A 19,306-nucleotide genomic window follows, 5' to 3' on the forward strand; every position below is an offset into this window, starting at 1 on the left:
TTCCAAATTTAAATTGCGTGACCGCCCCGGAAGTTGTACCCCGGTTGGTCCGAGCTTTAAGCATGCGACTACTCGATCGGTTATATTGGCTGGCACAGAGGTAGTATTCAAAGTACCACGACATGATCCTTCCCCCTATGGTGAAACACCGCAGATACGAATGAGGAAGTCGTATTCGTTGAACGCTGCCAGGCCGATTAACTGGAATGTTCAACCGAGTCAAAGCTGGTGCCACACCGAAATTTTTTTCCGGCAGTGGTCTTTTTGCGGACCTTGGTTTACTGGATATATGGGGCGGACTTCTTGCTATCTTGAGGTTGTCGAGCTCGCCGAGGCTAACCCACGCTTAAACTTTATGCACCCTAAAGCACTGGAGGCTGCTTCACTGTCATATCTAACTGCAAATTACGGGCATGAAGTCATAGATAGAGACTCTGGCGAGATGAACTATATTGCCCCGTTAAACTGGTCGGTGGTAACTCAGTTAGACATTCCTGCAGTGCAGTTCGATAGCGAAAGCACGGCTGGAAGTGCTGATCCTGAAAGACATGTATTTATTCCTATTTCCAAACTCCATATCGCTCATTTCTCCTTCAATACTGTACAAAATGCTTCAGGAACCCGCGAAGAAGTCGATAAACAGGTCGACCCAGCACCTTTCAAAGAGCTGGTAGATAACATCGTCGGCAGTATTCAAGTAACTCTTTCTCCAGAAGCCCAGGCGGATTGGGATGAAATCAAGAAGAATAACCCTGATGCGAAAGTATCTGAGACCTGCGCTCCGTTAAAGTGGCCTGCGGATGTCGATAAAGACGGGCTTACTATTCTTGAGTACGACCCCAAACGTTACGCCTAGGTTCTTTCAAGCGAATGCTGATTAGCCTGAAGTTAACGAGTAACAGTACCGAACAAAGCTTTATGGCGAGTCGGGAGAGCTTCCGTTCGCGCCTGCAATCTGCCTTTATCCTTCTGGCTCAACGTTCACATCAGGGCAAAGCTATTCTGGAAGTGAAGCATAATATTCATGGCTGGCTTAAGGTGTGTGACAGTGAACATCGATATCCGATTATTCAGAATCCTTTGCTACTGGATTATGGTCATCTGTGGAAGGCCGTTGAGTATACGCTGGCGGAGGGAGATAGCTGGCCCACTGAAGCAGACAAGCAACGATTGAAGTTGGAACGGCAAGTAAAGCAGCGAGCAGAAGAAGCAGAGTTGAGACGGCGTCGGTTTAAGGTGATTAAGTAGTCATCACTCTTAATTAAACGACCATAAAAAAACCGGCACACAGTGCCGGTTTTTTTATTTAACGTCGGTGTATTACTGACGCTTACCTTCGACATGCAGTTCGATCTCAACGTGAGTCGACGCAGGGCCGAGATTGTAATCAATACCGTAATCACTCAGCTTCAGTTTGGTTGTGCCCATAAAGCCAGCGCGGTAGCCGCCCCATGGATCATCGCCTTCACCGATGCGCTCTACCGGGAAGGTAATGCTTTTGGTAACACCGTGCAGAGTAAAGTCGCCGGTAATTTCGCCAGTGCCTTCGCCGGTTGATTTAAAGTCGGTGCTTTTGAATGTAGCGGTTGGGTATTTCTTCACGTCCAGGAAGTCACCACCCTTCAGGTGCTTATCACGCTCAGCATGGTTTGAGTCAATGCTGGTGGTGTCGATAGTGACTTCGATCGACGAGTCTTCTGGCGCGGCTTTATCGTATTCGAATGAACCGTCGAAGTCGTTAAAGCGACCTGTCAGCCAGCTGTAGCCAAGGTGCTGGATTTTGAAGTTGATTGACGCGTGCGCACCTTCGTTATCGATATCGTAGGTCGCCGCCTGAGCGACAGAGGTCATCAGTGCAGCGCCAGAGATTGCAGTCGCGATTAACAGCTTTTTCATAGTTACTCTCCTTTGTGAGTATTTACTTCTGTGGACGGATCATGCGTTTCAGGGTGCCGTCGCGGTTAATAAAGTGGTGTTTGAGTGCAGCCAGCGCATGTAGGGTGACGAGTCCGATCAATCCCCATGCCAGCCACTCATGAATTTCTCCAGCAATGTCTTCCTGATTATCTGCCGTCAGACTGGCAGGCACCTGAAACAGGCCAAAGACATCAATGCTGCGACCATCTGCAGTAGAGATGAGATATCCGGTGATGAACAGAGCAGCGAGGAGGGCATACAAGCCGAGGTGCGCGAGGTGCCCAGCCAGATTTTCTATTGGCTTGTTCGACAGCCCTATGGGAGAAGCGTTCATTTGGCGCCAGATGAAGCGTCCTGCTACTGCGATGGCGAGTAAAATTCCTGCCCCCTTGTGCAGGTCGAGCGAGCCTTTATACCAGGCGTCGTAGTACGTCAGCTCGACCATATAGAGGCCAAGGCCAAACATGCCGAATACAACGATCGCGATCAGCCAGTGCAGTGCAATGCTAATCCAGCCGTACGAGTGCTCCGTGTTTTTAAGACTCATTTCATTCTCCATTATCTTTTATCACTCTAGCTGGTGTCAGGTTTGCAAAAAAGGCATAAAAGCGGACAATAGTTGTGCGTATATGCACAGAACTATTCTGCTTGGCTGTTTCAGGTTAATGTCATGGACAAAAGTATTCGGTGGGACGACCTTCGTATTGCCTATCTGGTCGCGACTTACGGGAGTCTCAGTCGCGCCGGCGAAGCTCTGGGAGTGAACCACAGCACAGTTCAGCGTGCAGTGGGTAGAATTGAAGAGGCTTTGGGGGCGCGTCTGTTTATCCGGCATCAGCGTGGCTATCAGCTGACGGACAGTGGCCGCTTACTGACTGAGCGGATGCGACCGATCGCCGCTGAGGTACAGCGCCTTTGCAGTACGCTATCGACGGTTGAAAGTGCGCCCAGCGGTACTCTGAGAATTTCTACGGTGACCGACTTTTCGCCATTTTTCGCCCCATTGTTGCACGACTTCCGCAGGGAGTATCCTCAAATCCGGGTTCAGATCGTCGCGACCGACGACATTTTGTCGTTGGCTGATGGTGAGGTTCATGCCTCCGTGCGTATCGGGGCTGAGCCGTCAGAGCCAGATCTGGTTGCAAGAAAGCTTATGCCTGTCGGCTTATCGTTTTATGCGTCTCAGGATTATCTCGACCAGTTCGGCCGGCCTGCTGATATGACAGAAATAAATAACCATCAATGGGTTCTCCCGACCGGGGATAAAACCCGTATTCCAGCGATCAGGCAGATTATTGAACAGGTAGAGCCGGGGCAGATAGCTTTCCAGAGCAACAGCTTTAACGATATCGAGGCGGCCGTGCGGGCGGGGATGGGAATTGGTCCTATGAGTTTAGTGAATATGCGGCTCCCGGATGGTCGTGATCAGCCGCTGCAGGAGATTACCTTGCCGCTCGACAGTGAGCCCTCGCAGATGTGGTTGGTCTATCACAAAGATATGCGTCAGAGTGCGCGCGTGAGAGCGTTGCAGGACTTCCTGCGCCGGCGAATTCAGCCCTGACGCGAGCTTGTCAGAACAGTGGCTCGTTACCTGTAGGTTGTCTGGATAATCCTTGTGATTGCGGGCATCAGAAAGGCAGCCCGGGCCAGAAGGAACAAGTGAAATGCGACCCATAATAGCGTGTTAGCACTTACTTCGCTGCTGCCCGTCCAGGAAGGCAAGAGGATCGGAAGCAAGGCGATAGGGAAGAACACCAGGGCTGCGGCCGCCAGCATCGAGTTGCGCATAGACGCCGTCGCCTGAGCACCGACCATGATGCCATCAAGCCAGTAACTGGCAACGCCTGATAAAGGCAGCAGCCATAGCCACAGATGCATTTCTTGCAGACGCGGCAGTACGTCTTCGTTGTCGGTCAGAAGCCAGAATAGATCATCGCCCGCAATCACAAATGCCCCTACCAATATCAATGCCGCGATTAAGCTGTTTACTCCTGTGAGTTGAATGGCTTTTCGCATTTGCACCAGCTGAGCAGCACCGAGAAAGCGTCCGACCAGACTTTCAGCGGCGTGGGCAAAACCATCAAGGGCGTTCGATATCAGAAGTAGCAGGCTGATGAGCACGGCATTTGCCGCCAGCACTTCTGTGCTTTGAGCTGCGCCAAGAGCAGCAAACGAAGCAAATACAATCAGCAGCGTCAGTGTGCGGATGAACAGATCACGATTGATCACAACCATACGTTTTAGAATCATGGTATCCGGGCGTGGCAGGCGCAGGTCCAGTCCGCGCTGGATAGCTGCCACCAGTGCAATTACTAATGCTCCGATATCCGCCAGAACCGTACCAAGCGCAACGCCAGCCGCGCCCATATGTAGATGCCATACAAAATAGTAATCCAGCCCCGCGTTGATGAGGTTGGCAGTGATCAGCATCAACATGGGGATACGGGTTTCACCGCGGCCAATAAACCAGCCAATCAGGCAGTACTGCAACAAGGTCACAGGAATGCCCCAGAAGCGAGTCGACAGGTATTCGGCCGTGAGTGCGTGAAGGGCCGGGTCATCGCCGAATAAAGGCAGGAGCAAAGGCGTGAGCAGCTGTGCGGCGATCACACAGAACATACTCACAGGGATGGCCAGCCAGATCGCTTGCTGTAGCAGAGGCAGGGAATGGTTTATGCCTTTCTGGCCAACGGCATAGGCGGTGACAGAGGTCGTTCCCATGCGCAGAAAACCAAAACTCCAGAGCAGCAGGGTAAATATCTGAGCGCCAATGGCGACCGCGGCTAACGGCTGCACATCATTGAGGTGACCGAGAATAGCGGTGTCGACCAGCCCCAGCATTGGAACGGTAATATTGCTCAGCATAATCGGCCAGGCGAGCGCCCAGACTGTGCGTTGATTTGCCGCAGGCAGAGAAGAGGGCTGGCCTGTTACACTGGCGCCTGAAGTCATTTGAGGGAAGCCGTATGCGTGGTGAAAGAAGCGCTATTGTACTGTGTTTAGCACTGTTTGCGGTGTTGCTGGTGGCGTTTGTTGCTGGCTGGTGGAGTGCGCCGCCCTCTCCACAGGAACGTCTTACACAAACGGCGGGCGTTGAGATGTTTGCCGGTGGTCAGGTTGGCGATCTGTCATTCATCAATGAATACGGAGATGCAGTGTCGTTGGCGGATTTGAAGGGGCGTTGGTCACTGCTCTTTTTTGGTTACACCTATTGCCCTGATATTTGCCCAATGACCCTGATGCACATGAATCGTCTGATGAAGCGCCTGACTGAGGATGAGCGTGAGCAGCTTAACGTGGTGCTGGTTAGCGTAGACCCTGAACGCGATAAGCCAGAGCAACTTGGCCAGTACATGGATTACTTTAATCCGGAGTTTACGGCACTGACGGGCAACCCAGACAATATGAAAAAGCTGGCGTCGCAGCTGAATGCGTTTTTTGCCCGGGTTGATCGGGAGGATGGCGGCTACCTGATGGATCACAGCGCCAATATCGTTTTATTAGATTCTGATCTGAATTACAGGGGCTATATTGAGCCCCCGCATGATCCTGAGCGCATGCTACCTGTGATCCGGTCGGTGTTGGCTCTGCCTTGATGCGTTTTTCGTTTAGCGCTTGCGGCGAAAGGTGAGGCTGGCGATAAACAGGAGCATGGCAGTCACTACGATGCTTGGCCCTGCTGGTGTATCCCAGCGGAACGACGCCCACATTCCGAAAAGAACAGACATTATCCCTACGACTGAAGCAATAGCGGCCATCTGGCGTGGCCCTTTACTCAGCGCATGGGCGGCTGCCGGAGGCATAATCAACAAGGCGCTGATCAGCAGAATGCCTACAACCTTCATCGCCAGTGCCACCGTCATGGCGAGCAGCAATATCAACATCAGATCAAGTAGCATGACCGGACGGCCTTCGATTCTGGCCAGCTCCGGGCTGACCGTCACCGCAAGCAATGAGTTCCAGAAGCACAGCACTAAGGTCAGCGTAATGGCGGTGCTGCCCAACAACCAGTAAACATGCCCTTCATTGATGGCCAGCAGGTCACCAAACAGGTAGCCCATCAGATCGACCCGGATGCCGTCGGCAAGGCTTAAGGCAACCAGACCGATTGCCAGCGTGCCATGAGAAACAATCCCCAGCAGAGTATCCGCCGACAGGCGACTGGCGAGTTGCAACGGTAGCAGGATAAGCGCCAGTGATGCTGACCCAACCACCAGTGCTAACGTTGGATCGAGATCGGTCAGAACACCGAAGGTAATCCCGAGTAAGGCACCATGGGCAAGGGTATCGCCAAAGAACGCCATACGTCGCCACACCACAAAGCTACCCAGAGGGCCGGCGCTGACGGCTAAAAGTAATCCGGCGACAAGAGGCATCAGCCACCAGGTCTGCAAACCGTCAATCATGGTGGTGGTGTCCTGTCGTGCTGGATTGGTTGCTGTGGTCATGATCACAGTGCTCGTGATCATGGTGGTGCGTGTAGTAAGCAATGCCGTCATCCAGTCGACGACCGAACAACTCAAGATAGGCAGGGTCGGCAGATACCGTCTCTGGATGGCCAGAGCAGCAGACGTGGCCATTCAGGCAGATGACTTCATCAGTGGCCGACATAACGAGGTGCAGATCGTGTGAAATCATCAATACGGCACAGCCCAGCTCATCGCGGAGCTGAGGAATCAACTGGTATAGCTCCAGCTGGCCTTGTACATCAACTCCTTGCACAGGCTCATCAAGAACAAGGAGTTCAGGCTCTACTAATAAGGCACGAGCGAGCAGCACACGTTGCCATTCGCCCCCCGATAAGTCGTGAACACTCTGGTGCTTTAAGCTGGTAATGTTCAATCGCTCCAGCCAGTGATCAACGGCGGCGCGGGTGCTACGACGGGTAAGTCGCAGAAATTCGTCGACATTGAGCGGCATACGTTGATCCAGCGGCAGGTGTTGCGGCATATAACCAATGCGGAGCTGTCGCGAACGAATAACTTTACCAGCGTCGGGGCGTACCAGGCCGAGCAGAACCTTGGTCAGCGTCGATTTGCCGCACCCGTTAGGGCCAATCAGTGTAATGATCTGGCGGGGCTGAATATTCAGATTGATCTGATCCAGTACTTTTTTCTGGCCAAACGTCAGGCTCAGGTTATTGGCCCTGAGGATAGGCTGTTCATTCATGAAGTTGCCTTGCAGTTCTGACACAGGCCTGTGAGTTCGTGGTTACTGCTTTCGATGCTGAAGCCGAACTTTTTCAGCAGGGTCTCATGCAGTTTTTTAATCTCGCTCGCTGGGAGTTCAGTCGCATTGCCACATTCTTTGCAGATAAAGAACCCGGTGTCGTGCTCATGGCCGGGGTGATCACAACCAACGAATGCATTGAGGCTGCTGATACGGTGGACGACGCCCAGCTCGAGCAGGAAGTCCAGGGCACGGTATACCGTCGGAGGTGCCGAGTTGAAGCCCTCTTCGGTTAGCTGAGCAAGAAGGTCGTAGGCTCCGGTAGGCTTGTGGTTCTGCCACACCAGCTCCAGCACTCTGCGTCGTACAGGCGTCATACGTAAACCACGCTCTTCGCACAGTGAGCGTGCGGTATCCATGGCGGTGGTTATGCAGTGATTATGATCGTGCTGTTGTGAAGCGGGCATCAGACCAGTCCTTAGGTTATAATGTTGCAATTTTACGAAAGACGATAAATTTAGCCAGAGTTATGTTCAGACGATTTGCTGTAATGGTGAGTTCCACCATGTTATCACTGTTTGCCCAGGCCGATCATTCCCCGAAGGTGCTCGCCAGTATTCATCCACTTGGCCTGATTGCCTCGTCGGTCGTTGAAGCTGAGCAACTCGATGTTCTGCTACAGCCGGGTGTGACCCCGCATGATTTTTCTTTGCGTCCGTCAGATATCGACCGCTTGCAGGAGGCGGAGGTCATCTTCTGGTCAGGCGCTCGTATTGAGCCCTATCTGTCAGGCTTCGCCCGTCGCTGGCCAGACAAGCACTGGATCGATATCTCAGCTTTTGCCTCAGAAGCGAGCATCAAAGATCCGCATTACTGGCTCTCACCGCCTGCAGTTGTTGCAGCACAGAAAGCGCTGGCGGATGTACTTGGTGCAGACTCGACAGACTTTGCGGCTCAGGTTGAGAGCGCCGTGGCATACAGTGAGCGAGTATTGGCTCCGGTGAAGGAGCGTGGATTCTTTGTGTTCCATCGCGCTTACGACCACTGGGTGACCGAATTTGGCCTCAATCAGGTCGGCGCATTTACCATTACGCCTGAACAGAAGCCGGGGATGCGCACGATACAGTTAATGCGTGAGCAGCTCAGGTCGGGCCAGGTCGCCTGTATATTCCGTGAGCCAGAATATTCTCCTGCACTGGTGGTGAAGGTCGTGGGAGACCTCCCGGTTAAACAGGGCGAACTTGATCCTCTTGGCGGAAATATCTCTCTTACACGTGATGGTTATCCCTATTTTCTCAGGGACATGGCCGACCGTGCGGCTCATTGCCTCAGTGAATAAATAGTCCGATCTGGCCTTTTCAGGTATGGCCAGATCGGTATATTTCATTGTAAAAACTTCAGAATAATAAAGTAATCAGGAAGATCACGTGTCTCAGAGTTATCCCTTTTATGATTTAACCCGCTTTACCTGGCTGACCAATATCGTCTCTATTTTTCCGGGGGCGCTATGTGTTGCAGGTCTGGTCCATGGCTTCTGGAGCTGGCAGGGGCTGTCTGCTTTGGGAGGCGGCACAGCGTTGGAGTCGTTGACTGTGGGTATGCGTGAGCAGTTGCAGATAGACACTCTGATTCGTGAGGCTCAGGTTATAACGACGCTGGTGCTGGTGCTTTTTTACACTTATTGGGTCTATTTCTCATCGCGCAATATGATGTCGCTCTTTGAGGAACATACCCGCAGTACAAAGCAATCTTTTAAATTGTTTTTCAGCCTGTTGAAGCGCCTGCACAAAATTACCCGTTTGATTGATGCGATGCGCTACGACAGTATTCCGCCTGATCATGATCATAAACCGGCTGCCTGGCTTTTGCCGGTCTGGTCTCTTTCGCTTGTATCAGCCAACGTCTGCAAACTAACCGCTGTCTATATGATGAGTTCAGCAATCACGATTGCGGATTTTAAAACTGTGATGATGTGGGCTTTTTCTGCGTACGCATTTTATCTGGTTTTTTATATTGTCACGGCGCGTATAACGTTCGAAGTTGTGTGGTTGCAGAAGCTAAGCCACGATTACCACTCTATACGCCTTTCTGACGCTGACTGATTTCTTCTGTTTATAAAAAATGCCGCGCGGGTCGCCCCACGCGGCATTTTTTATGGGTGGTGCTAACCTGGGTTGTCAGCGAGCTTCGCTCCCGTCCTGATAGCCCGCATCCCAGCTGGCAGCAAGCAGGTCTGAGCGGTAAGGGTTGACCTTGCGAGCGTTCGAGTTGCCCTGTTTAAAGCCCTCATCGTAGGCATCCTCAACGGTAACGTTCTCTTCGCCACCACTACTGAAGGCACGACGGAATGCCACCTGAATGTCGTCCAGAAGTACATAGGTACAAGGTACAAGTAACAAGCTGACCAGGGTGGCAAAGAGCACACCGAACGCCAGTGAAATGGCCATAGGAATCAGGAACTGGGCCTGCAGGCTGGTTTCGGATATCAGCGGTATCAGACCCACAAACGTGGTCAATGAGGTCAGAAGAATCGGCCGGAAACGGGCGATGCCGGCCTCAATCACGGCATCATAAGTGCTGGCGCCTTTTTCCCTGCGGTTATTAATGTAATCCATCAATACCAGGTTATCGTTCACCACAACGCCACTGACGGCCACCATGCCGATGTAAGACCAAGACGTAATCACCATACCAAACAGCTGGTGGCCAATAACGGAGCCCATAATTCCAAACGGGATGGCATAAATAATAATAAACGGCTGCATGTACGACTTGAACAACACGGCCAGTAACAGATACATAGCCAGAACAGCGACCATGTAATACTGGAACAGGGTGGTCATAAACTTACTCAAGTCGCGTTGCTGACCGCCGCGAGCCCAGTCCATCCCGGGGTACTGACGCACCAGCGAGGGCAATATTTCATTCTCAACCACACGCTGAACATTCTGTACCGAGTTACGGCTGGTATCGATAAAGGAAGTTACCGTGACCACGCGCTTACGGTTGTTGCGCTTGATGTGTGTCGGTGCGTCCTGGTACACAATATCCGCGATTGCTGATAGCGGAACGTATTGCCCCGGCGCGTATTTCACATGCATGTTTTCGAGGTGCCAGGAAGAATCACGCTCGTCGTCCGGCAGGCCCAGCCAGACTTCGATTTCATCGTCGCGGGTCTGAACATTCTGAACAACCTTACCCTGGAAAGCCTGATTGATTTGAGCAACGACCGTCTGCTGTGTCAGGCCCAGTGAGCTGGCATTATCACGAAGAATAATGTCGGCCTGCTGCTTGGTATTTTCCTGAGTGTGGCGCACATCATATGCACCGGCAAAGCCTTTTAATTGAACCATTAACTGGTCGGCTGCTTCTTTCAGATCTTCCTGATCGTTGGCTGACAGCTCAATCTGGATATCCGGTCTTGCCGGGTTGAGGCTGGCGCTGAAACTTAACTGGCTGACGCCCGGGATGTCTCCCGCGATGTTGCGCCAGCTGGAAATGATCTCACGGCCGCTGATACGACTGGTTCTGTCAGAGACCAGCTCCAACGTAATATTCGCCAGGTGATCACGGTCCTGGCTGCTCTTCATATTACTTTTAGATTCGTTAGGCCCGATCACCGCATAGATATGATCAATGGTTGCGACGCCTTCCATTTCGTAGCGGTGTTTCAAAAGCTCAGCGGCGTTGGTCAGACGCTCAACGGCCATCTCTGTCTTTTCTCGTGGAGAACCTTCTGGCAGCACCAGGCGAGCCACAACAGAGTCAGCCTCGACCGGAGTAAACAGCGACGATTTGATCCATCCGGTAAGCATCATCACCAGCATCAACGTAAAGCTGATGGTGAATACCAGGATAATAATCCCCTTCGCTTGGAGTGCTCCGCGCAGTGACGGCAGGTAAATGGAGCGCATAAAGCTTTGAAGAGCACCATCAAATTTCGCCTGAACCTTCTCCAGTGCGGACGGCTCTTTTTTAACATTGACCTTTTGTGCATGAGACAGGTGAGCCGGCAGAATCAGGAAGGATTCAATGACTGAAAAAATAAGCGTGGCAATCACGACGATAGGAATCGCCTGCATCATTTTTCCTTCGGGGCCGGGTAAGCCGATCAACGGAATAAACGCGATAATGGTTGTCACCACAGCAAACAGAATCGGCTTGTACACTTCAAAAGCGCCCTGAAGTGCAGCCTCGGTGCCGTAAATGCCTTTTTCGTTTCGATTGTGAATCGCTTCAGCAACCACAACCGCATCATCGACCACGATCCCGAGTACAAGAATAAAGCCAAACAATGACACCGCATTAATGGAGACGTCGTACATCGGCATTGCAAACAGTGCACCGAAGAAAGACACAGGAATCCCCATACTGACCCAGAACGACAGGCGGCCGTTCAGAAACAGAAGCAGGGTAATAAAGAGCAGCACCAGACCGGCAAGGGCGTTTTCAAGCAGCATGCTGATGCGTTCACGCAGGTGCTTCGATTCGTCCTGCCAGACGTGTGTCTTGATGGTCTCGGGCAAACGCAGGCTATCAACATATGTATGCAGGTCATCGGCGATGTCCATAATGCTCTGGTCGCCAACGCGGTAAATATCGATGGAAGCAGACGGTGCGCCATCGAAGCTGGCATTAGTCTCGCTGACGTAACGGGTATCTGTAATGATCGCGAGATCACGCAGCAGAATCTCAGCACCGGTTGAGTCTGAGTAGATAACGATATTGCGATAGGCTTCTGCAGAGTCTTTGTAAGCGTCACTGGTGATCAGAATGTCGCCGTCCTGAGTTTCCAGTACACCACCAGGTAGGAAGCCAGTCTGCTGTCGGATCATCCCTGAGATGTCATCGAACGTGAGGTCGTACTTTTCGAGGTTGTGAGCTGGTACTTCGATGCGGATTTCTGACTTTGACATGTCCTGCAGTTCAATCACGCTGATGTCTGGCATATCCATCAGGTCATTGCGAATTTCACGGGATGTTTCGGCCAGAGCGGCGTAACTGGTATTGCCGTAGATAATTAACTTAGCAACACGGTTTTTAACGGAGAGTTCCTGTAACGTCGGTGTTTCTGCGTCGTCAGGGAGAAGACCTTCTTCATTAATACGGCGGGAGATTTCGTCAGAAATTTTATCGGTTTCGTAGCCGTCTGCGATATCGACCGTCATGCTGCACAGGCCGTCGTAGGCAAAAGACGTCAGGTTCTGGGTACCCTGAATGTCGTAGATGCGGTTTTCGATGGCCTTACAGACACTGTTCTCAATGGTCTCTACATTGCCACCCGGCAATTTCGTCTGGATGCTCAGACGGTCCAGAGTCACGTTTGGAATAAGTTCTTTGCGCGTTTCCGGCACTGCCATCAAGCCAAGGGCAATCAGGCAGAACATCAACAGATTGGCAGCAACGGTATTCTCCGCGAACCAGCGGATGATCTGTTTCATAAGTCAGCCTCCGGCAGGTTACTTCTTGCGAATCGGTTCGACGGTCATGCCTTCGACAAGACGATTGAAGTTACCAGCAACGACCCGGGTTCCGGGTGGCAGCGCAGTATCAATGTACGCGAATTCTTTACCGCGATAGCGGATCGTCACAGGCTGACGCTGGATAGTGTTATCCGCATTGATCATCCAGATAGCATCGCCAGAGAGAATGACGTCGCGAGGCAATATGCGCATATTTTCAATTTCCTGCCCGCGGATTTCGGCTTCAAGAAATGACCCCGGAACCAGATAGCGACCGGTATTGCTGTACATCTCATCGCCGTTGACCTGAGCGATAATGTAGAGCAGCTGGTTAGCACTGCGCTCACCATCCGTGCGCACAATGTAGCCGTTCCACTCATCACCGCTCTCGTAGTCACGCAGGGTGACCTGAGGCATGAAGCTAGGGCCGGTCTCGGTACTGGTGTTTTCTTCCACGCCGATAATCATGAGTTCAGCGTCGTTGAGAGGTAAACGAATTTCAGCCTGGTTCATGCCGTACAGTACAGCGACCGGTGAGCCAGTCTGAACCAGATCCCCCTCGTTAATGAAGACATCAACGACTTTACCTTCGATAGGTGAGCTGATTTTTGTATTTTCCAGTTGGTCATAGGCGTATTGCAAAGCCGCTTCTGCGGCTTCAACTTGTGAATTGGCATAGGCCAGCTGAGGAACAAATCGCGCATAATCAGAAGCGTTTCGCCCTGCCTGACGACGAGCAACACGAGCGTTGGCTTCGGTTTCTTCCTGGCGTAATTTGGTTTGTGTCAGTTGTGCTTTTTTCTGTGCAATATCAAGAATAAGCGGTTGCTCATCAATCTGAACCAGTAGCTGGTCTGCGTTGACGATCTCACCCTTCTTAAGCTCAGGCGCGATATTTGTCACCAGTCCTGAAACCTGACTGGCGATCTTATGGACGCGCGATGCTGAGACGCGGCCACGACTGAAGATAGGAATTGATTGCGTGGAGATGCGTACTTCTTTGTAAGGTACCTGAGGAATAGCGACCTTAACTTCCTGTGTCTGGGGTTTCGGTGCATTGATGTACATGGTGTATCCGGCGTATCCGGCAGCAGCGAGAATAACCAGACCGATGATAAAAAATTTCAACTGTTTCATATTGCTCTCTGTTGCAAATAACGAGCGCGCGGGCAGCCAGTGTTACTCAAGCTGATGATGTATTTGCTACAGGCGCGCAGTTTCGAGATACATCAGCCCTTCAGGGTTCAGGTCGGGCGTTGGGTCGTCACCGTAGCCACATATAAAGTGAAGGCTGAATAATTCTTCTTTTTTGTATTTATCGGTTACCTTGTGCAAAGGGTCTTCCGTATCGAAGCCAACGACTAAGGCATCATACTCACTATCTTTCAGTTCCTTGCGTGCGTATGCGAGAAGATCTGCAAAGATATCACTGCGATTGTCTTTAAATACATTACAGTGCAGATAAATATAGCTGGTCAATGAGCCCGCAGGTGGGAGTGACAACCCTCCCGCGATCTTTGTGTATGCGTTGTAAAACGGACGTGCGTACTGAATCGCCTTAGAATATCCCGCGATTCGCGTCTGTTTAAAGGCCTTCTGATCCCAGAATCCGGTCATTCCCACCAATTCATCGCCTTCAAACGCCAGCAAGAAGTCGTTTAGTTTAATGTCGCGGTAGTAACTGTCTCCGGTTTCTACTCTGGAGAAGTCGTAGCATGGGTAGAACTGTTTTTTCGGGGCATTGGCATCAAAAAATGCCTGCATCGTTGGGATATCAGCGCTCGTTGCACGACGGATATTAAGATTGATGACATGTTTCTCGCGTCGACGCAGTTCGATCATATTGGTGCGATGACGACGAAACGCATTGTATGTTGGCTGTACCTTAATGCGGTTACCGCCAACGGTATCGAGAGATGCTTTGTTCTCTTCGAGAATGACGGTCTGGTAATTATCACTGCCAATAAGGCTTTTGACGGTTTTAAAAAAACGCAGCAGCGTGCGTCCACCCTGATAATCACGGTGGATACGCAGGTCACTGCCGTAGCGCATAGATTTACGCTCGCCGTTTTCAAAAACATCCCGGAATCCCATACTGAACGCGCCAGCAACCCGATGCTGTTCGGTATCTTCCATCACCCAGAGGTCGCGGGTCGTTGTCCCCACGTCTGTGGCATGGAAGTAGTTGGGTTCGCGTTCGAAATTCAGCTGAATACTGCCTTCCTGTGGCGTATCAGACAGCAATTCACTCAGCCCGGGTGCATCCTCTTCGATGGTGGGGCGAATGATAAAACGCTGACTCATGCATCGGCCTCCGCCGGTTTTGAGTTTCTCAGAATGTCACTGACTGCGCCCGGCATCTGGTCGTTTTGCCAGAGTGCCAGCGGTTCGATCTTAATATTGCCCGCGACCATACCACCGGCGATCTTGTGCTCGGTATAGACTTCCATGGCATCCGGTACGATCAGCATTTCGGCATGCCCTAACTGGCCTAACTCGCGGGCAAGTTTGTAATGGAAGTGCTGGTTCAGTTGCTCTTCCAGTTGTGCGCCAAGATCATCACGGGCTGCAATCGCGTCGGCACTGCCTGAGCACAGCAGACCATAAACCGGCTTCGCACGCAGGTCAGATTGTGGAATCGCGATCAGGGTCACAGGTGAAAGACCCATATTGCCACTGAAGTGGTCAATCAGTTTGACGGCGGCATCCGGGGATAGCTTCTCGCCAACCATGTCCACACCATCAATACGGCTGATAAAGCGCAGGCAAGGACATTGGTTAATAAAGTCAGTGACCAGCAACATATCTTTGGTCTGGTAGCGTAGCAGTCCGTTCCCTGTGGTAATGATAGGACGCACGCGCATGTCTTTTTTCAGTTCCCAACTGCAAAGGATCTCGTTGGTGTCCAGATCTTCAAACTCATAGAAGTGGCTGGTAAAGGCCAGTGGGTACTCGTCGCCCATTGGGAAAGTAACCACACCCTCTGTTGCAAACAGCCCTTTGCCCTGGAAACCACTGTGCGGGAATATCGCGTGCAGTTTCTCAGCCCAACCTTTAGATGAGGACGTATCCCAAGAACTGATCAGCGCCAGGTTTGGCCAGATAGCTTTGGTGAAGGCCGGATTGATCTCACCATCCCACTTGCGCATGTATGCTGCGGCAGCTTCATTCTTCGGAGGTTCGATATTCTTCAGGCTGTCGAACGGAGCTACCCATTGGCCAGTTTCGAGTACTTCGGCGATTTTCTCGCGGTGTTCCTGCATGACCTGCAACAGGCTCATGGCGAAGGTCGGGCTCCAGACGGACATAAAGGAAAGGTCAGTACAGGCGACCAGATAACAGGAGGTCGCAAAGAAGGATTCATCTGAACTTTCTGCAAGTGAGACACCTTCAGGTACCGCCATCGTGCCCGCCATAAACAGACGTTTCCACCACGGCAGCAGCTGCATATCATCGTTGATGCTTTCACTGACCTGATCGCGCAGGTCGCTTGGTACCCAAGACAGGGACCAATAATGGCGGCCCTTCTTTATGCCCGGAAAGTTTGCGTACAGGTCAGACATCCACGGGCTGATTGCCTCATCTGCCTGGTCCAGAAATGGCCGAGTGTACGGGATCCATTTGATTTTTGAGGTAGAGCCAGAGGTCGGCTGGTAGCGGTCGCAGCTGGAGGTTGTCAGCATAGGCTTCCCGCTCTTCTGCTGTTCAACAATCATGTCGTGCCAGTAGTTGTAGTCGGTAATCGGTACTTGCTTACGGAATTCTTCGACCGTCATGCCCTTACGCAGGCCATGCTTAACAGCAGATTCTGCGCCAACAACCATGTTCAGTGTGTCGCTGAGAATAGAGCGCTGAACGCTCTCTACGTCATAACTGGCGTCAATGAATTTTCGCGCGCCCTTACGGGTCAGCGTGGATGATGCAAAATGAAGCAGCGACGTGGTCAGGTTCTTCAGAGCGGACATCTGACAGGCTCCTGTATCTTTCTTTGTGTGGTGAAGACTTTCATCTGCATCAGGCCCTGAGCCCGGCAGCGTTGGCCGGTATAAAAAGCTCTGAATCTGACAATTCGATGAAGGCACTATTGTTTATTATTATCCGTACTCTCTTCGCAAGGTGCGGAGGTAAGAACGGGCCAGCGATTTAACCATAAAGTCTTAGGCAACTGAATTGCCGCGGCTGGTCTGAGTGTGCCTTTGGCGCATATTACGTACTATGTCACACTTCAGGCCAGCTGCAGGCGGTGTTATGCCGCCAGACGACGGGGTTTGCGGGCTGGGCGACGCAGGCCGAAGGTGCTGCGCATCAGTTTCTTGAAGAAAATCCCGATAGTTGAAAGGCCAATCTCACCGATGCACGGGAGTTCAGTGCCACGGCGCCATTCGGGGTTACGCTCTTCAAAGAAGCGGATCGCTGAATTACTGGCACGCATGCGTGGAGTGATGTCTGCAACGTCGTCTTTCAGAGCGTGATATCCCTCGCCGAAGTCGAGGATCTTCTCTTCTTCTTTGTAGTAGGTTGGGTAGAGTTTCTGGCAGTACTGCTGCATCAGGCCTTCCATTTCATGGTCGTGGCGATCATGTCTTGGGTAGAAGCGTTGAAAATTATTCGCCATAAGCAGGTACGTTTTATAACCCTTCGAAATCAATAACCAGAACATAGGGGTCGTTGGGCGCAACATCTTCGCTTTCAGCATTTTCATGGCAAAGGCAGTATGCAGTGTTTTGTTGCCCCAGAATTCAGGCTCAACGATGGTGTCGCCCGTGAATACGCCAATGGCTTTCTTACCCTGGTGCATCAGTTCGACTTCGTTGTAGGTACTGAACCCCACTATTTTCCCGGTGGTTTTGTTCTTCAGGATCATGACGCCTTTCTTTTCACTCATGTCCTTAATAAAGGTTGTGAGATCGGCGTTCTCATAGAAACGGGTGAAAATGCTGTGCATTTCGACAAGCTTAGCGATGTTTACTTCATTGATAGGGAAGAAACGACAGGTGAGTTTCGCTTTTTTAGTCATTGCAGCCTCGATATTTTTCTTATTGTTTTATTACCGCCTCGCCAAACAGGATGGGCGGAATCTGCAATCCATTGTCTTAACCTGACCACAATCAGGGGTCCTTCAAGCAGCTGCTCCGGGGCCAGCGGCCGGGAGTAACTGTTCGTATTCGTGATCTGTGAACTTATGTTAATTATATTTGCTGGCCGGTGACCAGCGTTTTGATAAAGGTATCAAAGCGGTATTCCTCCCTAATGTGACACTGGTCATAATTGTGACATCATGAGGTTTAAGTACGCCATATTGGCTTGATATGGCTTTACATAACCCTTATTTTGCAGGAATTGACCGGTTTCAGTAAGTCTGAAGGGATCTTGAGTTTAGGCGGCACAATGACAGAAGTATGTTGCTTTGTTGCAACGCGACGGAGCCTCTCTACAATACGCCGCTGATTCTGAAACCTGTGGATTTAACTCTATGATATTGGCAGTTGTTACTCTGGCAGCGGGCAAAGGCTCGCGGATGAAGTCTGATCTTCCAAAAGTGCTACATCGTCTGGCCGGGAAGCCACTGCTGGGTCATGTGCTGGATGCTGCTGAACGCCTCGATGACGCATCTCAGCATGTTGTTATTGGCCACGGCGCTGAGTTAGTCCGGGATATGTTCTCTGATCGTTCACTCACCTGGGCTGTACAGACTGAGCAAAAAGGAACAGGGCATGCCGTGGCGCAGGCGCTACCGGATATCGCTGACGATGCTTCTGTGCTGGTGCTTTATGGTGATGTTCCTCTTATCTGCACAGAAACGTTAGCGTCAATGGTAGCGGCTGCAGAGAATGCACTGGCGTTATTGACCGTCACACTTGAAGACCCAACCGGCTACGGCCGTATTGTTCGTAATGATAAGAATGAAGTGCAGGCGATCGTTGAACATAAAGATGCCAGCGATGAACAGCGACAGATCTGCGAGGTCAATACCGGCATCATGGCCATGCCTGCGCGTTATCTGAAACGCTGGCTACCAGCGTTGTCGTCGAATAATGCTCAGGGCGAGTACTACCTGACGGACGTCATTGCTATGGCGGTTGCCGATGGGGTGGTCGTGAATGCTCTGCAGCCTCAGTCCGCTACGGAGGTCGAAGGTGTAAACGATCGTCGCCAACTGGCAGCTCTTGAGCGGGAATTCCAAAGTCAGCAGGCTGACAGCCTGATGGTACAGGGAGTCGCTCTGGCGGACCCTGCGCGTATTGATGTCCGAGGCACACTCACTGTAGGGCGCAATGTCAGTATCGATGTGGGTTGTGTATTCGAGGGTGATGTCATCCTTGAAGATGACGTTCAGGTCGGCGCCTATAACGTGATTCGTAACAGTAAGCTGGGCAAGGGCGTTCAGGTTGAGAGCTTTTGTCATATAGAAGAAGCGGTTGTTGCTCAGGCGTGTAATCTTGGCCCATACGCGCGACTGCGCCCTGGTGCTGAATTGGCGGACGGCGCTCGGGTCGGTAACTTCTGTGAAGTGAAGAAATCACAGATCGGCAAGGGCTCGAAAGTGAACCACCTGACCTATATAGGTGATGCGATTATCGGTGAGGGCGCCAACATCGGTGCCGGTACAATCACTTGTAACTACGATGGCGTGAATAAATTCCGCACCGAGATCGGTGATGGTGCTTTTATTGGTTCAAACTCGTCATTGGTGGCTCCAGTGAAGGTAGGGAGTGGCGCGACCGTAGCTGCCGGCTCGACCATCACTAAAGAGGTCG

At 51.6% G+C, this 19,306-nt stretch carries 18 protein-coding genes; 7 read left to right on the top strand and 11 right to left on the bottom strand.

Annotated elements, in window-relative coordinates:
* The coding region (locus B2R29_RS02910) for a hypothetical protein (protein WP_301179709.1) at positions 1-856 on the top strand (856 nt) is incomplete at its 5' end.
* Positions 857-870: 14 nt separating this feature from the next.
* Positions 871-1,248 (top strand): hypothetical protein, encoded by a 378-nt coding sequence (locus B2R29_RS02915; protein WP_301179710.1) that lies wholly within the window; start codon positions 871-873, stop codon positions 1,246-1,248.
* Positions 1,249-1,320: 72 nt separating this feature from the next.
* On the opposite strand, the gene B2R29_RS02920 is transcribed toward B2R29_RS02915, so the two are convergent.
* The gene (locus tag B2R29_RS02920; protein ID WP_068436828.1) at positions 1,321-1,896 is read right to left on the bottom strand and encodes a YceI family protein; all 576 of its coding nucleotides are present in this window, start codon (positions 1,894-1,896) and stop codon (positions 1,321-1,323) included.
* Between the two features lie 22 nt (positions 1,897-1,918).
* Entirely contained in the window at positions 1,919-2,464 is a 546-nt protein-coding gene (locus tag B2R29_RS02925) for a cytochrome b (protein ID WP_301179711.1), read from the bottom strand.
* 123 nt (positions 2,465-2,587) lie between these two features.
* Between B2R29_RS02925 and B2R29_RS02930 the strand changes: the two genes are divergently transcribed.
* A complete protein-coding gene (locus B2R29_RS02930; protein ID WP_301179712.1) occupies positions 2,588-3,478 on the top strand; it encodes a LysR family transcriptional regulator in 891 nt (296 codons plus the stop codon).
* Between the two features lie 26 nt (positions 3,479-3,504).
* On the opposite strand, the gene B2R29_RS02935 is transcribed toward B2R29_RS02930, so the two are convergent.
* On the bottom strand, positions 3,505-4,869 hold the full coding sequence (locus B2R29_RS02935) for an MATE family efflux transporter (protein ID WP_301179713.1): 1,365 nt from the start codon (positions 4,867-4,869) through the stop codon (positions 3,505-3,507).
* Positions 4,870-4,883: 14 nt separating this feature from the next.
* On the opposite strand from B2R29_RS02935, the gene B2R29_RS02940 reads away from it, so the two are divergent.
* Positions 4,884-5,513, top strand: coding sequence for an SCO family protein (locus B2R29_RS02940; RefSeq protein ID WP_301179714.1), 630 nt, complete (start codon positions 4,884-4,886; stop codon positions 5,511-5,513).
* A 12-nt stretch (positions 5,514-5,525) separates the two neighbouring features.
* Here the strand turns inward: B2R29_RS02940 and B2R29_RS02945 are convergent, their stop codons facing one another.
* The 3 genes from B2R29_RS02945 to B2R29_RS02955 are packed head-to-tail and all read right to left on the bottom strand — an operon-like array spanning position 5,526 to position 7,553.
* Positions 5,526-6,365, bottom strand: coding sequence for a metal ABC transporter permease (locus tag B2R29_RS02945; protein ID WP_349677981.1), 840 nt, complete (start codon positions 6,363-6,365; stop codon positions 5,526-5,528).
* Positions 6,316-7,086, bottom strand: a complete 771-nt coding sequence (znuC, locus tag B2R29_RS02950; RefSeq protein WP_301179715.1) for a zinc ABC transporter ATP-binding protein ZnuC — start codon at positions 7,084-7,086, stop codon at positions 6,316-6,318. Before znuC ends, B2R29_RS02945 begins: the two co-directional genes overlap by 50 nt.
* On the bottom strand, positions 7,083-7,553 hold the full coding sequence (locus B2R29_RS02955) for a Fur family transcriptional regulator (RefSeq protein WP_301179716.1): 471 nt from the start codon (positions 7,551-7,553) through the stop codon (positions 7,083-7,085). The genes znuC and B2R29_RS02955 overlap by 4 nt, the downstream gene beginning before the upstream one ends.
* A gap of 98 nt (positions 7,554-7,651) precedes the next feature.
* Between B2R29_RS02955 and B2R29_RS02960 the strand changes: the two genes are divergently transcribed.
* The gene (locus B2R29_RS02960) at positions 7,652-8,425 is read left to right on the top strand and encodes a metal ABC transporter solute-binding protein, Zn/Mn family (RefSeq protein ID WP_301179717.1); all 774 of its coding nucleotides are present in this window, start codon (positions 7,652-7,654) and stop codon (positions 8,423-8,425) included.
* Positions 8,426-8,513: 88 nt separating this feature from the next.
* Complete coding sequence (locus B2R29_RS02965) at positions 8,514-9,188, top strand: hypothetical protein (protein ID WP_301179718.1); 675 nt, start codon at positions 8,514-8,516, stop codon at positions 9,186-9,188.
* A gap of 75 nt (positions 9,189-9,263) precedes the next feature.
* Here the strand turns inward: B2R29_RS02965 and B2R29_RS02970 are convergent, their stop codons facing one another.
* The 5 genes from B2R29_RS02970 to B2R29_RS02990 all read right to left on the bottom strand — a co-directional run bounded on the left by B2R29_RS02970 (position 9,264) and on the right by B2R29_RS02990 (position 17,565).
* Positions 9,264-12,527 carry an efflux RND transporter permease subunit gene (locus tag B2R29_RS02970; protein WP_301179719.1) on the bottom strand — a complete coding sequence of 1,088 codons (3,264 nt, stop codon included), beginning with the start codon at positions 12,525-12,527 and terminating at the stop codon, positions 9,264-9,266.
* Positions 12,528-12,545: 18 nt separating this feature from the next.
* Positions 12,546-13,685: an efflux RND transporter periplasmic adaptor subunit gene (locus tag B2R29_RS02975; RefSeq protein ID WP_301179720.1), complete on the bottom strand. Its 1,140-nt coding sequence runs from the start codon at positions 13,683-13,685 to the stop codon at positions 12,546-12,548.
* 66 nt (positions 13,686-13,751) lie between these two features.
* Positions 13,752-14,852, bottom strand: a complete 1,101-nt coding sequence (locus B2R29_RS02980) for a hypothetical protein (protein WP_301179721.1) — start codon at positions 14,850-14,852, stop codon at positions 13,752-13,754.
* The gene (locus B2R29_RS02985) at positions 14,849-16,513 is read right to left on the bottom strand and encodes a GH3 family domain-containing protein (RefSeq protein ID WP_301179722.1); all 1,665 of its coding nucleotides are present in this window, start codon (positions 16,511-16,513) and stop codon (positions 14,849-14,851) included. Before B2R29_RS02985 ends, B2R29_RS02980 begins: the two co-directional genes overlap by 4 nt.
* A gap of 281 nt (positions 16,514-16,794) precedes the next feature.
* On the bottom strand, positions 16,795-17,565 hold the full coding sequence (locus tag B2R29_RS02990) for a hypothetical protein (RefSeq protein WP_301179723.1): 771 nt from the start codon (positions 17,563-17,565) through the stop codon (positions 16,795-16,797).
* A gap of 456 nt (positions 17,566-18,021) precedes the next feature.
* Here B2R29_RS02990 and glmU point away from each other — a divergent pair.
* Positions 18,022-19,306, top strand: a 1,285-nt coding sequence (glmU, locus tag B2R29_RS02995; protein ID WP_301179724.1) for a bifunctional UDP-N-acetylglucosamine diphosphorylase/glucosamine-1-phosphate N-acetyltransferase GlmU, incomplete at its 3' end; no start/stop codon positions are given.

It is taken from the genome of Thalassolituus sp. UBA3500, from assembly GCF_002377545.1.
In the GTDB taxonomy this organism is placed as follows: Bacteria; Pseudomonadota; Gammaproteobacteria; order Pseudomonadales; family Oceanobacteraceae; genus Thalassolituus.